The sequence below is a fragment of the Bacillus chungangensis genome, assembly GCF_030812995.1.
In the GTDB taxonomy this organism is placed as follows: domain Bacteria; phylum Bacillota; class Bacilli; order Bacillales; family Bacillaceae_C; genus Bacillus_CF; species Bacillus_CF chungangensis.
On record NZ_JAUSTT010000017.1, the window covers coordinates 46,473 to 69,453 of the forward strand.

A 22,981-nucleotide genomic window follows, 5' to 3' on the forward strand; every position below is an offset into this window, starting at 1 on the left:
AATGGTGAACATTGGAGAGCTTGCTAATAAAACGAAATAGTTGCCAATATCATGAAACCATTCATCGGGTTTAATCGTCTAAAGAGGTAGACGAGTCAAATAAATAGAAGGAGCTTATATATGAAAAAACAAGCAAAAAAACCATTGGTGCTTGCTTCAGCATTAGTGTTAGGCATGACTGCTTTTGTACCTTTACAGGCGAGCGCTGCCAATGAAGCAAAGGAACCAATTTACTCTGTTCAAATTGAACAGCAGTTGAAAGGCAAAATCATTTACGATTTTGGCCATGAATTGCTTATAAAAACAGAAGAAGGGAAAAAATACCATATCGGTCTCTATGCTTTTACAGATGAGCAAATTGAACAGATGAACCTATCAGAAGGCGCTGATATTTTTATTGAAGGTCAAGTACTAGAGAGCACAGACGAATTTAACTCTTTTGACGTATATAAGCGCTTTTTGCCTGAAGGCATCTCAAAGGAAGATTTAGCGAAACTTGAAAAATTGCACAAAGAAATGAGAGAGTTGGAAAAAACATTGTTTGCTGATGAAACTGAAGACAATGAGGCTCAATGGGACGCACTGTCTGCTCTCTATGATGAAATGTATGAAATTGAGAAGCCTTACCGTTTAGCTGAATGGGAACCAGAAACATTTGAAGAATATATGGCTTTCTTTAAGGAAGACCTTAAGAGAGAAGTAGCAGCTGAAGACCTTGAAAAACTCGAAGCACTGTACACTGATTATGTAAAGTTTGCTAAGGATGGCAATGACAAGCAAGCTGAGGAAAAAATAGATGCATTTTTTACGATTTTAAATGATTACTTGGATATGGATGAATATACGGAGCCAGAAACATTAGAAGATTATTTAAAAGAAATGGAGCTGGAAATCTCCGAAGCAGATAAAACAAAACTAAAACCATTATATGAAGAGATGGTTGCTGCTAGAAAAGATGCCGTAGCTTTTGAGAAAGATGCGAAAGAAGCTGATGAGGCGTTAGTTGAAGAAAAATGGGAATCAGTTTGGGCGAAAATGGATCAAATTTGGGATGTACTGGATCCCTATATGAAAGAAGCAATGGTATCAAAGCCATTTGCTGATTATATCGCAAATATAGCGGATGATGAGCTATCTGAGATTTCAAAGGACGATCTAGCAGCTTTAGAAGCTATTTATGAAGAATTAAAAGAACTGGCAAAAAATAAAGACTACGATGCAATGGACGAAAAATGGGACGACTTTTATAAAATTTTAGATCCATATTTTAATGTGGAAGAAATTCCATTTAAAGCATCAAAAGTCGTGATTAACGGACATTCAATTAGTGGAACTTATGAATATAAAGCTGCTAATTCGGATAAATAATTCTATACTATCGATTTAACTGGATTTCAACTATCATACTATTTATTTAAAAGGGGAGTTTTAACCATGAAAGAACAAGTGAAAAAGACAACAAAAAAACCATTAGTACTTGCTTCTGCACTTATTTTAGGTATGACAGCTTTTGCACCATTACAAGCAGGTGCAGCGGAAAAAGTCGAAAAGCCTGCCTATGAAATTCAAATCGAAGATCAATTGAAAGGCCAGATCCTTTTTAATCACGGTTATGAAGTGTATGTAAAAGGGGAAGACGGCAAGCAATATCGTATTGGTTTGTACGACTTTACAAAAGAACAAATTGAGCAAATGAATTTGTCTGAAGGCGCAGACATCATTGTCGAAGGGAAACTTTTAGAAAGCGATGAGTACTTCGATAGTTTTGAAGTATATAAAAAACAGTTGCCGGAAGAAATTTCCGATGAAGACCTTGCCAAGCTAGAAGTATTGTTAAAGGAAGCAAATGAGATTAAAAAGGTTTTATTTAGTGAAGAGGAAGTAGCAGTAGAAGAAAAGGCCGAAGAAGGGGAAAATACTACTAAAGTAGTAGTAGACCTCAATGAAGAAAAATGGGATAGATTAAGTGAGATTTGGGAAGAAATGTATGAAATTGAAAAAGTATATTATCCTGAAGAAGAACCAGAAACATTTGAAGAATATATGGCATATTACGATGAAATATTAGAAAAAAATATTTCATCTGAAGATCTAGTCAAGCTTGAAGCGCTCTACGGAGACTATTTGAAGTTTTTGGAAAATGATGAAGATGAGCAAGCCTGGGAGAAAATCGATGAGTTTCATGAAGTGTTAAAACCGTATCTAGATATTCCAGGTCAACAAACATTAAAAGAATTTATTGAAATGATGGAGCTTGAAGTATCTGATGAAGATTTGGAGACATTAAAGCCGCTTTATGAAGATGCTGTAGCAGCCGAAGAAGCAGCTTCAAGAGATAGTGATGAAGATTGGGAATTAGTAAATGAAAAATGGGGGCTAGTCTTTGAATTTTTACATCCTCATATGATGGAAGCAAGGGTGTCTAAACCATTCGCTGAGTTTATTGCTGACTTTGAATTTGAAATTAAGGAAGAAGATTTAGCAACATTAGAAACGATATATGGTGAAATCAACAAACTAACTGCCGATAAAGATTATGAAGGTGCTGAAGACAAGTGGGACGCATTTTATGAAGCGCTTGATCCATACTTCGAATATTTCCGCGATCTTCCATTTAGAGCGTATCAAGTAGAAATCAATGGAAAAGCTTTTAAAGTTGGAGATGAAATAAAAACAGAAGTAAAAGAAGAACAAAAAGAAGTAGCAAAAGAAGCTAAAGAAGAACAGAAAGAAGAGAAAGAAGAAGCACCGAAAAAGGAAGATAACGAAGCAGCAGCTGAAAAAAAGTAAGCGTCTGATACATTCAGTGAATCATTCTATTTAGATAGTAATTCTCATTCAATACATTAGATTTTAGCGTATGAATCTTTTTTACACCTTCTCGATCTTGTGCATTATGCACAATGATTGAGAAGGCTCTGATTAAAAGTGCATGTGCTTTTCTCAAAATGCTGTTTGGAGGATGGGAGTTTTATTTAATAAGAATTACCAAAATATGCGAAAAAAGAGGTATAAGTAATGAAGAAAAAACAAGTTAGAAAGCCAATGGTACTTGCTTCGGCCCTTATTTTGGGCATGACAGCATTTGCTCCTTTACAAACAAATGCTGCAGAGGCAGTAAAGAAACCAACTGTTGAGCAGCAAATGGAACAACAATTAAAAGGTGAAATTATATACCATCATGATTATGAAATGTTAATAAAAGGGGAAGACGGCAAGCCATATCGTGTTGGTTTGTATGACTTCTCTGAAGAACAAATCGCGCAGATGAAATTAACAGAAGGCGCTGAAATCATTGTAAAAGGAGAAGTCCTAGAAAACAATGAATACTTCGATAGTTTTGAGGTATACAAAAAACGTTTGCCTGAAGGTGTGTCTGAGGAAGATCTAGCAAAGATTGAAGTACTATTCAATGAATCTAGAGAACTTGAAAAATCTTTATTTACTGAAGTGATTAATAACGAGGAAACTGGGGAAGCTGCAGCTAAAGCTGATCAAGCTAAATTGGATCGCCATGATGAAATTTGGGATGAAATAAGTGACATTTTAGATCCATATTATCCAAAAGAGGATCCTGTAGAATTTGATGAGTATATCACTTCCTGGACAGATTTATCTATGGAAGAATTAAAAGAAGAAATTTCTGCTGAAGATTTGGAGAAGCTTCAAGCTCTTTATGAAGAGTACTTAAAACTATTAGAAAAAGATGAAGAAGATCTAGCGTGGGAAAAACTAGATGAATTTCATGATGTTCTAAATCCATTTTTCAATCACTATGAAATGGAATCATTTGAGGAATTTTTAGCATTATTTGAGTTCGAAATTACTGATGAAGATAAAGGCATCTTAGAACCGCTTTATGAAGATGCAAAAGCAGCACAAGAAGCGGCAGAGACAGAAGAAGAATGGGAAGCTATCTGGGAAAAATGGGACTTAGCTTATGAAGTATTGAACCCTTATTTCATGGAAGCAAGGGTTTCTGGGACATTTGAGGAATATATGGCAGATTTTGAATATGAAATTTCAGAAGAGGATTTAGCAACATTGGAACCTCTATATGAAGAAATCAAAGAATTAACGATGAATAAAGACTATGATGCTGCTGATAAAAAGTGGGAAGAATTTTACGAAATTCTAGAGCCTTACTTTGAAGAATATGCAATCGTTCCATTTAGAGTATACGAAGTAGAAATCAATGGAAAAGAGTATAAAGCAGGAGCAGAAGAAAAGGTTGTAGAGGAAAAGAAAGAAGAGTCTAAAGAAGCAAACAAGGAAGAAAACAAAGAAGATAAAACAACGGAAGAGAAGGACGCATCAAAGGATAAAAGTGAATCAACAGCTAAAGATGCTTAATCCGTTATATTTTTAAGCATGTGGTCCCCGATAGAGGGGGCCGCATCATTCTATAGCATTAAGTACAGAAATGTGCAACCCTTCAACATGAGATGGGACAAGCAGCATGAGTGCCATCCCCTCAATGTCAACCCCATCCTACACTAAAGATGCTATTCTATAAGCTACAAAAAAATGTATAACAATAGGAGGATTATGTAATGAAAAAACAAACGAGAAAACCAATGGTGCTTGCGTCTGCATTAATATTAGGGATGACAGTCTTCGCACCTATACAAGCTGGAGCTGCCGAGGCGATCAAGGAAGAAGTGCAGGAAATACAATTGGAACAGCAGCAAATAAAAGGGAAAGTGCTATTTTACTTCGATTATGAATTGTTTGTGAAAGGAGAAGATGGCAAACGATATCGCATTGGTTTACATGACTTCACAGATGAACAAATCGAACAGATGGGCTTGAAAGAAGATACTGGTATTGTTGTAAAAGGAACAGTATTAGATAGCGAAGCGTTCTTTGATAGCTTTGAAGCATATAAAAGACAATTGCCAGAAGAAATTACTGAAGATGATTTAGCGAAGATTGAAGTATTGCATAAAGAATTAAAAGCGTTAGAAAAGAGTCTATTTAAAGAAGAAGCTGAAAATAAAGATGGCAAGGCTTCAGACATTGATGAAGAAAAATTGAATCAATATTTTGAAATTCAGCATGAAATAGGTGAAATTCTTGTTTCTTACTATCCTGAAGCAGATCCAGAAACGTTTGAGGAGTTTATCACATCCTATGCAGATTTGTCTATGGATCAATTGAAAGAAGAACTTTCTTCTGAGGATTTCGAAAAGCTTCAAGCTCTTTATGAAGATTATTTAAAACTATTAGAAAAAGATAAAGATGATCTTGCATATGAAAAGCTAGATGAATTTTATGAGATTTTAAATTCATATCAGAATATTCCTTATCGCCAATCTTTTGAGGAGTTTCTAGAGGCAATGAAGCTTGATATTTCTGATGAAGATAAAGCAACATTAGAAACACTCTTTAACGATGCAAGAGCAGCAGAAAAATCATCTAAAGACAATTGGGATATGATCGATGAAAAATGGAATAAAGTCTATGAATTTTTAAATCCTTATTTCAGAGAAGCAGGTGTTTCCCAGTCGTTTGTTAAATATATAACAAGCTTTGAATTTGAGATTAAAGAAGAGGATCTAGCAACATTGGAACCTCTTTATGAAGAAATTAAAGAATTAACGATGAAAAAAGACTATGAGGCTGCTGATAAAAAGTGGGAAGAATTTTTCGATGTTCTTGATCCTTACTTTGTAGAATATCATACAAATAATCCTTTTAAAGCGAAGCAAATAGAAATCAATGGAAAAGAATTTAAAGTAGAAGCAACAGAAACGGTTGTAGAAAAAAAGAAAGAAGAGTCTAAAGCAGAAAGCAAAGAAGAAAAAGCAACGGCAGAAAAGGACGCATCTAAAGATAAAAGCGAATCAACATCTAAAGATGCTTAGTATTAAATATGTGGTCTCTCGATAAGGGGGCCACATTATTGTATAGCATAAATATTGATGAACGTTTATGAAGAAACTTCAAGCATGATGCAAAGAATTATGCAACCCTTCAGCATTAGATGGGATAAACAGTAAAGCAGTACCTTCTATGCCCCCCATCCTACACAAAGATGCTATTCTATGAGCTATTAAAATAATATGTATAAAAATTGGAGGTTTTATGAAATGAAAAAGCAAACGAGAAAACCAATGGTGCTTGCATCGGCACTTCTATTAGGCATGACCGTCTTTGCACCGATACAAGCTGGAGCTGCCGAGGCGATCAAGGAAGAAGTGCAGGAAATACAATTGGAACAGCAGCAAATAAAAGGGAAAGTGCTATTTTACTCCAATTATGAATTGCATATGTCCGGAGAAGACGGAAAGTGGTATCGCATTAGTTTACATGACTTCACGGATGAGCAAATCGAACAGATGGGCTTGAAAGAAGACGCTAATATCGTTGTAAAAGGAACAGTGTTAGATAGTGAAGCGTTTTTCGATAGCTTTGAAGCGTATAAACGACAATTACCTGAAGACATTACGGAAGAAGATCTAACGAAGATTGAAGGCTTGTATAAAAAATTAAAAGAGGTTGAAAAGGATTTTAATTCTAAAATTAACGAAAAAGTAGGTTCTGGAGAGGAAGATGGTGAGGCAAAAAACCTTGATGAAGAAAAATGGTCGTGCGTGCTGGGTATTGGCATGATGAGTTGTCACGGAAACCTTAATAAAGAAGAAGAGGATGAATATGAGAAGATTAGGGATGAATATTCGAAGATTATGGGTGAAATTTCGAATGAAGTACATGATATTCTGGCCCCTTATCTTCCTGAAGAAGACCCAGAAACGTTCGAGGAATATATGTCTTTCTTTGGAGATGAATTACAAGAAGAAGTCTCTGCAGAAGTGTTGGAGGAGCTTCAAGCTATTTATAAAGAGTACTTAAATCTATTAGAAAAAGATGAAGAAGATCTAGCGTGGGAAAAACTAGATGAATTTCACGAAATTCTGAATCCATTTTTAAAGCACTATGAAATGGAATCATTCGAGGAATGGTTAGCATTATATGAGCTTGAAATTACCGATGAAGATAAAGAAAAGTTAAAACCGCTTTATGAAGATGTAAAAGCAGCGCAAGAAGCTGCAGAGTCAGAAGAAGATTGGGAAGCTGTCTGGGAAAAATGGGACTTAGTTTATGAAGTACTAGACCCTTATTTTTTGGAAGCAAGGGTTTCTGGGACATTTGAAGAATATATGACAGATTATAAGTTTGAAATCTCAGAAGAGGATCTAGCAGCCTTGGAACCTCTTTATGAAGAAATCAAAGAATTGACGATGAATAAAGACTACGATGCTGCCGATGACAAATGGGGCGAATTTTACGAGATTCTAGAGCCTTATTTTGAAGAATATGCAACGAAACCAATTAAAGCATACGAAGTAGAAATCAATGGAGAAGAGTATAAAGCAGGAGCAGAAGAAAAGGTAGAAAAAGAGAAAGAACAGCCTAAAGAAGGAAATAAGGAAGAAAAGAAAGAAGAAAAAACAACGGAAGAGAAGGACGCATCTAACGATAAAAATGAATCAACAGCTAAAGATGCTTAATCCGTTATATTTTTAAGCATGTGGTCCCTGATAAGGGGCCACATCATTCTATAAATTTGTTTCGGCCATAAACATTCTTAAAAAATGTAAAAACAATCATAAAACATTTTGTTCAGAGCTGTGCCATCCTTTAGCATGAGATGGGACAAGCAGCATGAGTGCCATCCCTTCAGTAGTAAACCCCATCCTACACCAAAGATCCTATTCTATAAGCTATTAAATATATCTATTACAATAATAAAAATAGGAGGTTTTATGAAATGAAAAAGCAAACGAGAAAACCAATGGTGCTTGCGGCGGCCTTAATTTTAGGTATGACCGTCTTCGCACCGATACAAGCGGGAGCTGCCGAGGCGGTCAAAGAAGAAGTATATGAAATGGAATTGGAACAGCAGCAAATAAAAGGGAAAGTGATGTTCCACTTCGATTATGAATTACATATGATCGGAGAAGATGGCAAACAATATCGCATTAGTTTACATGACTTCACGGATGAACAAATCGAGGGGATGGGCTTAGAAGAAGACGCTGATATTGTTGTAAAGGGAACAATATTAGAAAGTGAAGCGTTCTTCAATAGCTTTGAAGCGTATAAACGACTATTGCCTGAAGACATTACGGAAGAAGATTTAGCGAAGATTGAAGGCTTGTATAAAGAATTAAAAGAGGTTGAAAAGGGTTTTAATCCTGAAGTTGACGAAGAAGCAGAGGCTGGAGAGGAAGGTCGTGAGGCAAAAAAACTTGATGAAGAAAAATGGACATGCATGCTGGGTATTGGCACCATATCATGTGTGACAAGTAACCTTGATGAAGAAGATAGGGATGAATATGAGAAGATTTGGGATGCATATGTGAAGATTGGGGATGAAATATATGATATTCTGGAACCTTACCTTCCTGAAGAAGACCCAGCAACGTTCGAGGAATACATGTCTTTCTTTGGAGATGCATTACAAGAAGAAGTTTCTGCAGAAGAGTTGGAGGAGCTTCAAGCTCTTTATGAAGAATATTTAAAGTTGAGAGAAAAGAATGAGGATGACCTTGCGTTTGAAAAGTTGGATGAATTTCATGACATTTTAAATCCATATATGAATAACCATAGTGTGCAGTCGTTTGAGGAATTTCTAGAGATGATAGAGCTTGACATCTCTGATGAAGATAAAAAGACTTTAGAAAAACTTTATGAAGATGTAAGAGCAGCTGAAGAAGCAGCTGAAAATGAAGAAGATTGGGATCTAGTACATGAAAAATGGCAACTGGTCTATGAAATGCTTGATCCTTATTATTTGGAAGAATTCGTTTCCAGACCATTTAGTGAAGTAGTTGCAGACTTTGAATTTGAGATTTCTGAAGAAGATCTAACAGACTTAGCATCTATATTTGAGGAAATCAAAGAATTAGTTGTCAATAAAAATTATGATGCTGCTGATGAGATAAGGAGTGATTTTTACGATATTCTCAGTCCATACTTTGAAGATTCTGACCAAAAAACCCCTTTTAAAGCGCAGCACATTGAAATCAATGGCAAAGAGTTTAAAGTAGGAGCCGAGCAGATGAAAAGAAGAAAGAGGCTGAAGAAATAGACAAAGATAAAAACGCAGAGGAAGAACGGGACACCTCGAAATCCGAAGATAAAAACGAATCTGCCTCTAAAGAAGCCTAACACGAAAAAGCTCCTTAGCATTTCCTGCTAAAGGAGCTTTTACTTATGAAATATGCTGATGCTCTTTAAAGGCATGCGCAATTTTTTCTCGTCCCGTTTCAATGCCGGGATGGAACTGAATCGTTGCATTGCTGCGAACTTGTTTAACATAGGCCATAGCTTCATTTAGCCTTTCTTCAATGTCGGTGCTTTTTTTCATCTTTTTCACGATGGAAAGTCCGGCTAGGCTTCCTTGTGCTCTAGCAACTTTTGCACTTTCAATACCAGTTATGTTGCCGGCAACAAATAGTCCTTCAAGTGGAGTTTCCATTTGTTCATTATGAACAGGGACATGACCGCCGAGTTCTTCGATAAATTGAAATGGACATCCAGCTACTGCTGCTAATTCAGCAAGTGGATAAAGTCCGCCTGCAATACAGACGAAGTCAACTTCAACCGTTTCTTCGCTTCCTTTTATTCGTTCTCCGTCTGGCGTCACTTTACACATCGTTACTGATTCAACTTGGTCTTTCCCATTAATTCGAATCACTGCTTTCCGAAGATGGATAGGCATATCCCACATTTTCACACCATTCTTTGGGTAACATTTCAGTGCCATGTTTCTAATCCAATCATTTTTAGCTAATTTGCTTCCGAAACGAATAAGAGCTGATGGTGCTAGATGTGCAATTCGTAATAGCGCTTCCATCACTTTTCGCGGGTGGCCAGCATCTTTCGTCACCGTATTGATAGCGGGCAAAGCCATACTATGAATAGCAATACCTGCCAGCTGCAATTCTCTCGCAATTGCTGCTGAAAGTACGTTGACACCAACGATCACACCTTTTTTTCCGACGCGTACTCTATGGACATTTGTCATGACCTGGGCAGCGCCAATTGACATGACTCCAGGCAGCGTCCAGCCTGGGATTGGTGCTGGCACTTCGGCAGCTCCTGTCGCTACAAGCAGATTGTGCGAAGTGAATGTTGTTTCATTTGTATGTACTTTCCAACCTTGTTCGATTTTTTCAATATGGTGAACAGATACACCGCATAAGATATCGACACCGAGCTTATAAGCATTTGTTGTTAATTGCTTTGTTTCTTCAATTCCGTTCCACCATACGCCATCAGGTTCTTGATGAAGCTGGCCGAGCAATCTTCCGCCAGGTTTCATAAATTCATCAATGACTACAACGGATAAATCCGCTTCTCGACAGGCGATTGCTGCCGCTAGTCCAGCTGGGCCTGCTCCGATAATGACAACGTCAAGCATGATCATGCGCCCCCTTTGTTTCGCCTGTCTTTTCTATAAACTCAGCATATGTTTTTGGCAAAGCATCATCTTGGTGCTGTTTCTTTAATGGACTTGGCTGTAACTTCCCGCTCTCGACAACCATGTCATTTTCAATTTCCACTAAACAGGAACGGATTCCTGGCTTCTGATTAACGGTGACACGACATTCAAAGCAGTGTCCAATATTGCAATAGATCCCTCGCGGTGTATTTGCTTCTTCCTGTACACGAAGCTTACGAATGCCATTTGCAAGCAAAGCAGCAGCAATTGTTTCTCCTTCAAAGCCTTGATAAGTATTGCCATCAAATGTGAAGTGAATTGTTTTGCGCCTTTCTAATTTACCTAAAATTGGATGATCTACAATTCGGTTATTCTTCATGACTCGATTTCGCCCCCCAATGCTGATAAAGATACTGGACGAACTGGCGGTTGTACCTTTAGCGGAAGATCATGAGCAATCCCATTTCCTTTCACTTCTTTTAGGACAGCATCTATTGCTGTTCTGCACGTCCGTCCTCCACAATAGCCCATTCCTGCTCTTGTCCGTAATTTGACTTCACGAGCTGAGCATTGATAAGTTTCAGCAGTATGTTTGATGTTCTCGAGCGTAACCTCTTCACATCTACAAATGATCATTGTTGATTTCTCCATCTCCCACTTTCCCCTTTTTCCTTCAATTTCATAGATTATTACAGTGATTTCTTTCAATCAATATTTAACACATTATGTTTGAAAATACAACATATTTAGAAAGATGATAAAAATTTTTCTTAAGAAGTTGTAAAGTAGTTATCTGATCTATTATACTGGCATGGAGAGAACGTCAGATAAAAAGAATCTAGGGTGGATGATTTTTTATAGGGGGAAGGAAGAAATGAATACAGTAAATCATGCAGAAGTCGCTGTAATTGGGGGAGGAATCGTTGGTTGTGCAGTTGCTTACTATATCGCTAAGGCTGGTTTAGACTGCATGCTAATTGAAAAAGGGGATCTTGTTAGCGGTACATCGTCTCGATGTGATGGAAATATTACTTCAGTGGATAAGGACCCAGGTTTTGACAGCCAAATGTCTTTAATTAGTCAAGATTTAGTATTAGAGCTTAATAAAGAATTGGAGATCCCATTTGAATATCGGGCGCTTGGAAGTCTTTTAGTATGTGAATCAGAGATAGAAATGGAAGCGGCGGAAAAATGGGTAAAGAGTCAAAAAGAAGCCGGTTTGCCATTTAAAATGCTTGACCGCTCTGATATACGCCAAGAATCTCCTTATTTTGCAGATGATATCCTTGGCGGTCTGGAATGTACAACCGATTCACTCATTAATCCTTACTTGTTTTGTTATTCTTTAGTAGAAAAGGCGAAACAATATGATTTAAAAGTATACACACACAGAGAAGTGAAATCGATTACAAAACAGGACCACTTTCTTATTAAAACAAGCAATGGAAGTTTTACCGCAAAAAAAGTTGTTAATGCTGCGGGTGTTTGGGCGCCATTTATAGGTGAAATGCTAGGTGTTCATATACCAATTAAGCCTCGTAAGGGCCATATTATCGTTGGTTCTAGGCAACAGCCTATCGGCATGAGAAACGTAATGGAATTTGGCTATCTCATTTCAAAATTTGGCGGTGTACGCCAAGTAGATGAAGAGACAGAAAAATATGGAGTAGCACTTGTATTAGAGCCGACAGAGAGTCAAAATTTTCTCATTGGAAGCAGCCGCCAATTTGTAGGCTATGATGGTACAATTGATCTAAATGTGGTTAAATGTATTGCAAGAAGAGCGTTAAGATTTTTCCCGAAAATGAATGATTTTAATATCATTCGTACGTATACTGGAATGAGGCCTTGGACAGAAGATCATTTGCCAATTGTTTCACATGTCGATGAAGTGCCTGGTTTTTATATTGCTGCTGGACATGAAGGCGACGGCATTAGTTTGGCAGCTGTCACTGGAAAATTAATCGAAGAATTAATTCGCGAGCAGACAGAGACGATCATCCCAGCAGAGCCGCTCCGATATAATCGTTTCCAAAAAGAAACGGTATCATAGACTTAGATGGCAAAAACTTGAAAAAAAGCTAGGTAAATCGTACATAAATACTGGAAAATGGCTGCCCATGTTTCTATAATATATGTGTCTGATAAACGATATCATGAATGTTAGAAAATGCTATGGGCAGCAAATTGAAAAACGTGCTATTTTTAGAGAATGAATTATTTTAGATATGGCATGAACAGAAAGGAATTTTATAATGGAAAGAAGTCTACAAGCAGGGACGGTCGTAACATTAAATATTGAGAGGGAAGCACCGTTCGGATATTTTTTATCTAACGGAGAAGAGGACGTCCTATTACATCATAGTGAAATCAACGAAGACTTTAACCCAGAAGAACCGCAAACTGTTTTTTTGTTTCAAGATCACCAGGGTAGATTAGCGGCAACGATGACGATTCCAAACGTCCAAGTTGACAAGTATGATTGGGTAGAGGTTGTTGGAGTTGAGCAGGATTTAGGAGTATTTGTCGATATAGGCATCCAGAAAGACATTCTCGTTTCAAAAGACGATTTGCCTGCACTTATTTCTCTATGGCCTGTAGTAGAAGATCGTCTTTATTGTTCCCTTAAAACAGATAAGAAAGGGCGTTTATTTGGGAAACTTGCTACTGAGGATACGATTAGAAAAATCGTTCAGCCGGCAACAAAAGCTGATTTTAATAAGAATGTGACAGCATATGTCTATCGTGTATTAATGGTTGGTTCACTTGTGTTAACCGAAGAAGGATGGCTAGGTTTTATCCATCAATCTGAACGAAAAACAGAACCGCGTCTTGGCCAAAAAGTGGAAGGACGAATTATTGGCGTCAAAGAAGATGGCTCTGTCCATCTTTCCCTTTTAAAACGAGGTCATGAAGCACAAGAGGATGATGCGGAAAAAATTTTAGCCTATTTAGACAGCCGGCAAGGTTCGATGCCTTATTGGGATAAAAGCAGACCAGAAGAGATCCAAGCTCGTTTTCAAATGAGCAAGGCGGCATTCAAACGAGCTCTCGGCAAGTTGATGAAGGAAGATAAAGTGAAACAGGAAAATGGCTGGACATATCGAAAATGAGCCTTTATTGCTGTGAAAATCGTATAGTTTTAAATTTATATACATAAAGGAAAAACAAAAACCATTAAATGGAACTAATAGGTCCAAAGAGTCCTGCTTCAAATATGGAGCAGGCTTTTTTTATTGAATTTTTTACGAAAATCCATCATATGTAAACGATTACTTAAGCATCGGTTAGCTTTTTTAAAAGTTTCTCCCACAGTTTGTAGAAGGGGATATACCGAAAGACACAAGTTTGTTTTATACAGGGATACAGGAGATGTTAGACACTCAAGTTGAAAGAGGATCTACGTTTTTCATTTTAGGTTCTCTATAAAAAAAGAGAATGCCTTTTATCTGACGAGTGAGTTACACCTATAAAAAGAACAAAAACATCTGTACTAAAAGATTAGATATTTTGTAGGGGTTTGAATATGATCTTTCGTCTATTATTTGAAGGTATTTATTTTTTATATTTTCTGGGATATGGTTATTTAAAAAAAGTTGCAATCTACTAATGGGATGATAGATTCCATTATGGAAGTATCACTTTATGATACTAAAGAGGTTTTTAAAAATCTTTAGGTTTTCTTTAGCTTTTTTTTTTCTTTTTTTAAACTTTGATGTTTAGACTGTCTATGAATGGCAATTTGATGGAGGAATGTTAGGGATGAAAAAGTTTAAAAAAATAATTCTTTTTCTTGTTATCGCAGTTATCGCATTTACTCTCTTTTTTAAAGTGAAAGATCCTAATATCAAAGCTAAATCAGCGGTGTTGATGAATGCGGATACTGGAGAAATTCTTTATCAGAAAAATCAAGATGTCCCGCTTGCAGCGGCGAGTATGTCGAAAATGATGACACAGTATCTTGTACTTGAACAGATTGAGGCTGGATTGCTTAATTGGGAAGAACAAGTTGTGATAAGCAGCCACTCAGCTGATAGTGAAGGTGTAAAGATCGACATTGAATTAGGAGATACATTGACTGTTCGCGATTTATTCATTGCAACAGTAGTAGCATCTGCAAACAATGCTGCTGTTGCTTTAGCAGAGCATGTTGCTGGAAGTGAAGCGGAATTCACAAAGCTAATGAATGAAAAAGCGGTAGAAATGAACTTATCGGATGAAACAAACTTTGTTAATGCAACTGGCTTGGAAAATAAACAGTTAGATGATGATGAAACACAAATGTCTGCTTTAGATGTTGCGACATTGTCGTATCATCTCTTGAATGACTTTCCTAAAGTGCTAGAAGTGACGAGTCTGTCTCAATACCAATTAGATTATGATGATATCGTTCTATATAGCACGAATGAAATGCTAGAAACATATTCACCTTTTTATTTTGAAGGTGTCGATGGATTGAAAACGGGATTTACAGATGAAGCAGGCTATTGTTTTGCTGGAACAGCAAAACAAGGGGATACAAGGTTAATATCGGTTGTAATGGGAACAGAAGATGATGAGCAGCGTTTTATTGAAACAAAGACTTTGCTATCATTTGGATTTAATAAATTTCAGCTTCCTTCGCTTCGAGCGATTGTGAAAGACCTATTTAAATAATCTAATCTTTTAGCCTAGAGGAATTACTTGGAAAATGTATCAATCATCACTTATTACAGAAGGAGGACCGTTTACGATGAAAGATGAAGAGATGTATAGGCTGCTGAAAAAAAGCCAGCAAGGAGATGACCGAGCTTTTCATTTGCTATATGCCTCAATTTATCAAGATGTCTATCGAACGGTGTTTCTTCTTGTAGATAGTGAAAAGGAAAGGGAGTATGTGTTAAAGGATATTTATATTCGGCTGCGTCAGGTCAAACTTGTTCAGGAAAATCTTCCTTTTCGTTATTGGCTTCACGGAATGATGATAAGAGAACTTAAAAAAAGAAAGCACCATTATAAAGGGTTTCTGTTCCGGTTCTTATCTAGAAAAACAACAATCTTTCAATATTTATCTAATCAGCAGCGTCAAATTATCGTATTTAGGTACTATCATCACTATTCTTTTCCGGAGATTGCGGAGCTGCTTGCTATGCCATTGAAAAAGGTGATCACATATCATCGTACTGCACTTCATGCTCTTCGGTTTGATACCATTGAAGGGGATGTGGAAGAAAAGTTGTGCCACGATCTTCACATGCGCGTCGAAGAAATTGAATCTTCATCGCCAACGTTAAAAAAAGGATGCAATACTAGAGTTGCTATGTCTGCAAACGAGAAAAGAGACTTTAAAAATCCTAGTAGTCTCAATATAGCAATTGCTCTGCCAACTCTAATATTATCAGCGATTTTGATCAGCTTTTTTTTGATGGAATGGAAGCCGCTTCCTTTAGTGCATGCGAAAAAGGCAGAGGAGGAAATCCATGAATCAGCTTCTTTTTTAAGTGAAGTACAATGGGATCAATGTGGGAAGGATATACCAAATCAGTCTTATGATCATATTTCAATAGAATATAAGGGAAAAGATCCAGTAAACTTACAAGTCCTAATCAATCCATATACGGATGAATTAGAAGGGGTTATGCAAGAAGCATGTATGTTATTAGAGGCGGATGTAATGTCGATGCCAGATAAACAAGTGAATGAAAATATTGCGGTGTTGATTGGTGATATGTATGGTAGTCTAGAAGGATACCATAGTACAATAGAAAAGTTGAGGCATCCGAAGCAGAAAACGATGCTGATAACTTATAGTCACCAAGATAAAGCAAAACCAAGCTTTCAAGTGTTTCTTCAGGGAAATAAGATCAATGTCCGTCTTTATAAACGCTTTGAAAGTAAGGATGGTGGTGCTTTAAACTAGAATGGAGGAATAATAGAGTGAAGTATCATTTCAAGGCCGCATTTATAGCTAGCTTCCTAGCAATGTGGATGCTAGGAAGCAGCGCTTTTTTCACTTCCTATGTATATGCAGAAGAAGCGCCTGACATTCAAGCGGATGCAGCCATTGCTGTAGAGCTAAGTACAGGGAAAATCGTCTATGAAAAAAATGCCAATGCTCTCTTAGGAATTGCTTCAATGACGAAAATGATGTCAGAATATCTGCTGTTTGAAGCGATTGCGGAAAAGAAAGTTAGCTGGGATCAAACTTATCAAGTAAATGAACATACATATAAGATTTCTCAAGATCTAGGTCTTTCTAATGTACCATTACGAAGAGACGGCACTTATACAATCCAAGAGCTGTATGAAGCAATGGCTATATACTCAGCAAATGCTGCGACAATGGCAATTGCCGAAACAATTGCTGGTTCAGAAGGCGAATTTGTAAAAATGATGAACGAAAAAGGAACAGAACTTGGATTAGGAGAGTTTCAATTTGTCAATTCAACTGGGCTTAATAATAGTGACTTAAAAGGAATGCATCCAGAAGGAACAGGTCCAGAAGATGACAATATGATGTCTGCCAGAGCAACTGCTAAATTAGCAATGCGTTTATTAACGGATTATCCGGAAATATTGGAGACTGCTAGTACTCCTCAAATGACGTTTCAAGATGGGACAGCAGATGCAATTGTTTTACAAAACACGAATTTTATGCTGCCTTCTCTTATCTATGATACAGAAGGAGTAGATGGACTTAAAACAGGATTTACTGATTTTGCCGGCTATTGTTTTACTGGGACAGCAGAAAGAAATGGAGTCCGTATTATTACCGTAGTGATGAATGCAAAGGATGAAAACGGAAAAACTAGTAATAAAGCTCGTTTTGATGCGACGAAGAAACTGATGGAGTATGTTTTCGAACATTATGATCTTGTTGAATTATTTCCAACTAACTATCAATTCGACAAAAAATCGTCTTTGCCTGTGAGGCAAGCAAAAAGAAAAAAAGTCGATATTCACACAGATAAACCATTATCTGTCTTCCTTAAAAAAAGTGAAAAAGACTCCTATGAAGCAGTGTTGACCGTTGATAAGCAAGCACTTAATGAAGAAGAAGGCGTGACAGCCCCTATTAAAAAGGGAACAGTTGTTGGTTCATTAACAGCTCAATCTAAAGAAGGCGATTCATATGGATATTTAAATGATGCGCCATCTGTAAATGTTGTCATCAAGGAGGATATAAAAAAAGCAGGTTGGTTCACTTTAATGATACGATCGGTTGGAGATTTTTTCACAGAGTTATGGAATAATGTAAGCAAGTAGATTTCATCATATGACGTCTCTTGAATCTTTCCTACTAAAATTCCTATCCCTCACTTTCAGTTCGTTAAGTGAGGGATAGCTTGTTGTGACTGGATATAAAAAACGTACTTTATTGGGAGGAGATCACTCCATGCAACGTGATCCTTTTTATTATGTGAAGGCAATATCGAAGTGGCGATTCGTTTTTATGCTTGTTGCAGCTCTAGCATGTGCATGGATTACCGTGTATATTCTAAAGCTATTTATTATACAATTTGTGAATAGATCGACTACTCTATGGGGCCTCTATATAGAGTTCATTCAACTTTTTGGACCTGCTAAATACAATCAGTACATAGAATCATTTGGGATGATTTTTCAATTTTTGTGTATTCTTGGTTTTTTCATATTGTATATATATTTATTTTATGAACGAGCAAAGAGAAGCTATCATGATAAATGCTTTCAAAATATGCTAAGGGAAATATCTTATATTGCAAAAGGAAACTTTACACATAAACTAAATGCACCACCAATAAAAGAGTTGGAAGAACTTGCTATGAATGTTGATAATATTGTAGAAAAATTAAAAATATCCATCCAGGAGGAACGCTTGGCCGAACAAGCAAAAAATGAATTGATAACGAATGTTTCTCATGATTTAAGAACGCCTTTAACCTCTTTAATAGGATACATTGGATTAATTCAGCAAGATCAGTACCGTGATGAAGTTGAACTTCGCTATTATATCGAAGTGATAAATGAAAAAGTGATAAGACTTCATCAATTGATTCAGGATTTGTTTGAATATACACGTGTTCAATATAAAGGTGCTCACCTCCATAAAATACCTGTAAATATTTCCGAAATAGTTGGACAGCTTACAGCACAATATCGCTACCAAATGCAAGAGGCTAAACTGGAGTGCAGGCAATTTATTTCTTCTGGCAAGCTAATGGTGCTCGCAGATAGCAACAAACTAGGACGGGTATTTGAGAATCTCCTTTGGAATGCCATTAAATATGGAAAAGATGGGAAATATATCGATATTCATGCTTGTGAAGATCATAAAATGATTAAAGTTACAATTACGAATTACGGTTCGCCCATTTCTAAGATTGATTTGCCTTATATTTTTGAACGCTTTTATCGGGTTGAAAAATCCCGTTCTGAAGAAACAGGCGGTTCTGGATTAGGATTAGCGATTGCAAAAGGCATTATTGAACAGCATGAAGGATTTATTACTGCGGATAGTAATGGAGAAAAAACAATTTTTACTGTAAAACTATTAAAACTCGAAAAAGAGGAGAGTTCAATTAGTTCAGGCTTAAAAAGTTAAGGCTTAGGTCAATTCAGAATTGCAACAGTATGGAACGAAGAGAAGTCAGCGTTCATAGCAGTTTTACATTGTTGACGCTACTCCTACCTTAGTCGTAATTACCTTTCCTTCCTTTGTAGCAAATGTTAGAAAATAAAGATAAAAAGATGGAAATTCATTTCGAAAACCGATATATTTAATAATACGTTCGATGTCGAACGTGAGGGAGGAGGGTTTTTTTGGAAACTTTTAAGAGGTTAAAAGTATTTTATTGGCCGTATAAAAAATACTTTTTTACTTCGATGTTGTTTTTAATATTTGTAACGGCCATAACTGTTATCTATCCGATTATTTTGCAATTGACGATTGACGATGTTGTTTTGGAAGGGAAATATCACTTCATACCCTACTTAGCAATTGGATTGATCGTCATCATGATTTGTAAAGGAATTGCAACTTTTATTCATCAGTACATGGGAGATTTATTTGGGATAAAATCAATCTATCGGTTGCGGAATAAATTGTATGAAAAGTTGCAATTTTTGCCTTTTAGTTACTATGATAATGCAAAAACAGGCGATTTAATGTCGCGGCTGACTGCAGATGTAGAAGGATTTCGCTTTTTTTTATCTTTTGGTTTTACAGAATTACTGCGGTTTGTACTTTTATTAACAATCAGCTTTAGTGTCATGTTTTATTATTCTGTTCCTCTTACTTTCGTTACGATGATCTCATTGCCATTTCTCGGCGTTGCTGTGTATCGCTTTGATAAAGTAGTTCATCCAGCATTTCGGGGAATGAGGAAATCATTTGGAAAATTGAATACGAATGTTCAAGAAAATATTAGCGGTATTCAAACAGTAAAGTCTTTATCACGAGAAGCATTTCAAACAGAAAAATTTAATGTTTCAAATAGTGATTACAAAGAACGTAATATTAAAACAGCGAATATTTGGGCTAAATACTTTCCTTTAATGGAATTCCTGGGAAATGTCTGTGTCATTGCCTTGTTGGGTTACGGCGGGTACCTTGTTATGAACGATCAGCTTTCTTATGGGGAATTAGTGGCATTTTATAGCTTGGTAGGTTATATTTTATGGCCAATCATGAGTCTTGGATTTACCATTAATATGTTTTCACAAGCGAAGGCATCTGGTGAACGGTTGTTGGAAATTTTAGATGCTGATGAGAAAATTGTTGATTGTAGCAATGCTCTAGAAAGGGAAAAGTTTGAGGGGAAGGTCACTTTTAAAGATGTCACTCTTCGCTATGCAGATGATGAAAATGCTGCATTAAAACGGATCAATTTTACAGTAGAACCAGGGCAAGTGATTGGATTGATTGGTTCAACAGGATCTGGAAAGACAAGTATTACGCAATTAATTACTCGTTTTTATGAGCCGGTTTCTGGAGAAGTATTAATTGATGATAAAAAGGTGGATCATTATTCACTGCATTCTTTAAGAAATAATATTGGCTTTGTTTTGCAAGAGTCGTTTCTTTTTTCTTCTACTATTAAAGCAAATATTTCATATGGAAGACCTGATGCAACAATGGGGGAGATTATTGATGCAGCAAAACGCGCACAAGCTCATCACTTTATTATGGAGCTTCCAGATGGGTACGACACAATGCTTGGGGAACGGGGAATGGGTCTTTCAGGAGGCCAGAAACAACGAATCGCTATTGCTAGGGCAATTTGTCTAAATCCAAGCATTCTTATTCTTGATGATGCGACAAGTGCAGTTGATATGGACACAGAGTTTCAAATTCAGCAAGCACTTCGCGAAGTAATGGCGGGGAGAACAACTTTTATTATCGCCCATCGGATTTCTTCCTTAAAACATGCTAACGAAATTTTGGTGCTTGAGAATGGAAAAATTGCTGAAAGAGGAACACACGAAGAGCTTCTTTCCAATAATGGGCCATATCAGCGTATTTATGAGATTCAATATAAAGATCGGCATACAGTGATGCAAGGGCAAACGGGATGAGGTGAAATTGAAAAGATGTTAGAAAAAAAGAAAATAAATCCACAGGTGCTGGAACGTTTCCAATACTCAACTGATCAGGTAATTGACAAGCCCTTTAACTGGAAACAAATGTGGCGGCTGCTCGGATATTTAAAGCCATATACAAAAAAATTGCTGCCATTATCTATCTTTGCTGTTCTTATTACAACATTTGTACGGTTAGTAATTCCGATTTTAATTGGAGTATATGCCATTGATAAGGCGATTTCTGGAAAAGATGCAAAGCTTTTATATGGCGTGGTTGCAATGATAGCCCTGCTTTATTTCTTGTCATATGTTGCTAATATGCTTCGTATCCGGTGGATGAACCAGCTTGGCCAAGGTGTTATTTATGATATTCGAAAGCATTTATTTACGCACGTGCAGCATTTATCACACCGTTTCTTTGATCAGCGTTCTGCTGGTTCTATTCTTGTACGGATTATGAACGACACTACTTCATTACAAGATCTCTTCACAAATGGAGTTATTAATTTATTTATGGATATGATGATGCTCCTTGGTGTGATTGCCATCTTATTCGCTTTAAGCCCAGAGCTCACTATGGCAGTGATGATCATTTTGCCAATGATGTTTTTTATTTCAACAAAGCTGAGGAAAAATATCCGACGCTCTTGGCAATATATGAGGATTAAGCAATCGAAGCTCAATTCACATCTTAATGAAAGCATACAAGGAATTCGTGTTACACAATCTTTTACCCAAGAAAAAGAAAATATGGCTTTCTTTGATGGGGTAAATTTTGAAAACTATGAGGCTTGGCGAATTGCGACAAAAAAATCGGCGATGTTTCGTCCACTCGTAGACTTAACGAATGCGATTGGTTCTGCAGTCCTTATTTGGTATGGAGCCCACTTAATTCAGACCGGTTCTCTCGCATTAGGAGAATTTGTTGCTTATGCTTTTTATCTAGGGATGTTCTGGGAACCTATTTCTCGACTTGGAATGGTATATAATCAGCTTTTAATGGGGATGGCTTCATCGGAGCGGATATTTGAATATTTAGATGAACAGCCAATCGTCTCAGAAAAAAAACACGCTGCAGTGTTAAAGGATGTAAAAGGACATATTGTTTTTGATCACGTCTCATTTTCCTATGATGAAAAGCGTCCTGCTTTAAAAGATATTAACCTACACATTCATGCAGGAGACACCGTTGCGCTTGTTGGCCATACTGGGTCAGGGAAAACGACCATTGCAAATCTGATCACACGCTTTTATGACCCTACTGCAGGAGCTGTTAAAATCGACGGACATGATTTGAAGGATGTATCTTTACAAAGTTTGCGCAATCAAATTAGTGTTGTACTGCAAGAAACATTTATATTTTCAGGAACAATCATGGAAAATATCCTATTTGGACGTCCTCATGCGAGTGTCGAAGAAGCAATCAGTGCAGCTAAAGCTGTAGGAGCACATTCGTTTATTAAGAAATTGCCACAAGGCTATGATACACAAGTGGAAGAACGAGGAAATATTCTATCTGTGGGCGAGAGGCAGCTACTGTCTTTTGCACGTGCGTTATTAGCTGATCCCCGTATTATTATTCTGGACGAAGCAACCGCCAGTATAGATACGGAAACAGAAATAAAAATTCAAGAAGCATTAAAAACGCTACTAAACGGAAGAACAGCCATTATTATAGCTCACCGCTTGTCTACCATTAGAGAAGCAGATACAATTTTTGTTCTTGACCACGGCGAAATCATCGAAAAGGGAAATCATGAACAACTAATCAAGCATAAAGGAGAATACTATCGTTTAGTAAAAGCTCAATTTAATATGCTTAAAGTTATGTAGAAAAAAAATCTTTCCCAAATATTTGGGAAAGATTTTTTTATCCCACATCTAACTGGCAGTAAGACCCCCACCTCAAGAGTAAGAGGAATCGAAGAAGTCTAGGTGGGGGATAACTGCCAGTAAATGTCCGATTGGTTCAACTAACCATCAGTG

The 22,981-nt window shown here is 36.9% G+C and carries 16 protein-coding genes and 1 pseudogene; 14 read left to right on the forward strand and 3 right to left on the reverse strand.

All coding sequences use genetic code 11. The features are described from left to right. The first annotated feature begins 120 nt into the window (after positions 1 to 120). The 6 genes from J2S08_RS14175 to J2S08_RS14200 all read left to right on the forward strand — a co-directional run bounded on the left by J2S08_RS14175 (position 121) and on the right by J2S08_RS14200 (position 9,097). Positions 121 to 1,368, forward strand: coding sequence for a hypothetical protein (locus J2S08_RS14175; RefSeq protein WP_307230567.1), 1,248 nt, complete (start codon positions 121 to 123; stop codon positions 1,366 to 1,368). Positions 1,369 to 1,434: 66 nt separating this feature from the next. Beyond that, on the forward strand, positions 1,435 to 2,790 hold the full coding sequence (locus tag J2S08_RS14180) for a hypothetical protein (RefSeq protein WP_307230569.1): 1,356 nt from the start codon (positions 1,435 to 1,437) through the stop codon (positions 2,788 to 2,790). Between the two features lie 228 nt (positions 2,791 to 3,018). After that, a complete protein-coding gene (locus J2S08_RS14185; RefSeq protein ID WP_307230571.1) occupies positions 3,019 to 4,353 on the forward strand; it encodes a hypothetical protein in 1,335 nt (444 codons plus the stop codon). Between the two features lie 200 nt (positions 4,354 to 4,553). Continuing rightward, a complete protein-coding gene (locus J2S08_RS14190) occupies positions 4,554 to 5,867 on the forward strand; it encodes a hypothetical protein (RefSeq protein WP_307230573.1) in 1,314 nt (437 codons plus the stop codon). A gap of 225 nt (positions 5,868 to 6,092) precedes the next feature. Beyond that, complete coding sequence (locus J2S08_RS14195) at positions 6,093 to 7,514, forward strand: hypothetical protein (RefSeq protein WP_307230575.1); 1,422 nt, start codon at positions 6,093 to 6,095, stop codon at positions 7,512 to 7,514. Positions 7,515 to 7,774: 260 nt separating this feature from the next. Then, positions 7,775 to 9,097, forward strand: coding sequence for a hypothetical protein (locus J2S08_RS14200; RefSeq protein WP_307230577.1), 1,323 nt, complete (start codon positions 7,775 to 7,777; stop codon positions 9,095 to 9,097). Between the two features lie 123 nt (positions 9,098 to 9,220). Here the strand turns inward: J2S08_RS14200 and J2S08_RS14205 are convergent, their stop codons facing one another. From J2S08_RS14205 to J2S08_RS14215, 3 genes and pseudogenes are all read right to left on the reverse strand, one after another. Continuing rightward, positions 9,221 to 10,432, reverse strand: coding sequence for an NAD(P)/FAD-dependent oxidoreductase (locus J2S08_RS14205; protein WP_307230579.1), 1,212 nt, complete (start codon positions 10,430 to 10,432; stop codon positions 9,221 to 9,223). Between the two features lie 79 nt (positions 10,433 to 10,511). Beyond that, positions 10,512 to 10,832 (reverse strand): annotated as a pseudogene (locus J2S08_RS14210) ((2Fe-2S)-binding protein); the annotation flags it as partial. Next, complete coding sequence (locus tag J2S08_RS14215; RefSeq protein ID WP_307230581.1) at positions 10,829 to 11,104, reverse strand: (2Fe-2S)-binding protein; 276 nt, start codon at positions 11,102 to 11,104, stop codon at positions 10,829 to 10,831. The gene J2S08_RS14215 and the pseudogene J2S08_RS14210, both read right to left, overlap by 4 nt. Before the next feature lie 223 nt (positions 11,105 to 11,327). Between J2S08_RS14215 and J2S08_RS14220 the strand changes: the two genes are divergently transcribed. The 8 genes from J2S08_RS14220 (at position 11,328) to J2S08_RS14255 (ending at position 22,828) form a co-directional block, all read left to right on the forward strand. Beyond that, on the forward strand, positions 11,328 to 12,506 hold the full coding sequence (locus tag J2S08_RS14220; protein ID WP_307230583.1) for an NAD(P)/FAD-dependent oxidoreductase: 1,179 nt from the start codon (positions 11,328 to 11,330) through the stop codon (positions 12,504 to 12,506). 202 nt (positions 12,507 to 12,708) lie between these two features. After that, the gene (locus J2S08_RS14225; protein WP_307230585.1) at positions 12,709 to 13,566 is read left to right on the forward strand and encodes a CvfB family protein; all 858 of its coding nucleotides are present in this window, start codon (positions 12,709 to 12,711) and stop codon (positions 13,564 to 13,566) included. Positions 13,567 to 14,215: 649 nt separating this feature from the next. Then, on the forward strand, positions 14,216 to 15,109 hold the full coding sequence (locus J2S08_RS14230) for a D-alanyl-D-alanine carboxypeptidase family protein (RefSeq protein ID WP_307230587.1): 894 nt from the start codon (positions 14,216 to 14,218) through the stop codon (positions 15,107 to 15,109). Positions 15,110 to 15,185: 76 nt separating this feature from the next. Beyond that, entirely contained in the window at positions 15,186 to 16,352 is a 1,167-nt protein-coding gene (locus J2S08_RS14235) for a sigma factor-like helix-turn-helix DNA-binding protein (protein WP_307230589.1), read from the forward strand. Positions 16,353 to 16,369: 17 nt separating this feature from the next. After that, complete coding sequence (locus J2S08_RS14240) at positions 16,370 to 17,698, forward strand: D-alanyl-D-alanine carboxypeptidase family protein (RefSeq protein WP_307230591.1); 1,329 nt, start codon at positions 16,370 to 16,372, stop codon at positions 17,696 to 17,698. A gap of 130 nt (positions 17,699 to 17,828) precedes the next feature. After that, positions 17,829 to 19,016: a sensor histidine kinase gene (locus J2S08_RS14245; RefSeq protein WP_307230593.1), complete on the forward strand. Its 1,188-nt coding sequence runs from the start codon at positions 17,829 to 17,831 to the stop codon at positions 19,014 to 19,016. 218 nt (positions 19,017 to 19,234) lie between these two features. Then, entirely contained in the window at positions 19,235 to 20,989 is a 1,755-nt protein-coding gene (locus J2S08_RS14250) for an ABC transporter ATP-binding protein (protein WP_307230595.1), read from the forward strand. Positions 20,990 to 21,004: 15 nt separating this feature from the next. Further along, positions 21,005 to 22,828, forward strand: coding sequence for an ABC transporter ATP-binding protein (locus tag J2S08_RS14255; protein ID WP_307230597.1), 1,824 nt, complete (start codon positions 21,005 to 21,007; stop codon positions 22,826 to 22,828). Positions 22,829 to 22,981 lie beyond the last annotated feature (153 nt).